Annotated in this window: 1 protein-coding gene; it reads left to right on the top strand. The window is 44.3% G+C overall.

The genetic code is table 11. The features are described from left to right. Positions 1 to 5: 5 nt before the first annotated feature. On the top strand, positions 6 to 436 hold a 431-nt coding region (locus F0L68_RS46015), incomplete at its 3' end, for a leucine-rich repeat domain-containing protein (RefSeq protein WP_149855447.1).

The raw sequence follows: 436 nt of genomic DNA, 5'->3' as shown, positions 1-436 counted from the left end.
CGGCAATGATGATCTGCGCCAGGCTTGCCGGGAGAGCTATCATCAGGGTGGTCGGACGTTGCGAAGATGCCCAAGAGAATAGTCAACTCGATCTATCAGAGTGTCAGCTGATGCAAGTTCCAGATGCAGTATATCACCTAATGAGACACACAGAATTGAAAAGTTGTGATCTCAGTGGGAATGTCATCACTAAAATACCTCCCAAATTTCCAGTCAAGTTTAGTCTGATTACAGATCTCAACCTATCAAACAACCAAATGGCCATGCTGCCCGATGAGCTATGTACACTTGCTTGTCTACAGCGATTGGACATCTCACATAATACATTCGTAGCTTTACCTCACATAACGTTCCAGTGTCCAAGTCTGCACACATTGCTCGCACATCACAATCAAATTATTGAAGTTGATGTGGACAGATTAGCAAGATCTCAAGC

Origin of the sequence: Solihabitans fulvus, assembly GCF_008386585.1 — a bacterium.
GTDB classification, from domain to species: Bacteria; Actinomycetota; Actinomycetes; order Mycobacteriales; family Pseudonocardiaceae; genus Solihabitans; species Solihabitans fulvus.
This window is presented reverse-complemented; position numbering and strand designations above follow the sequence as displayed.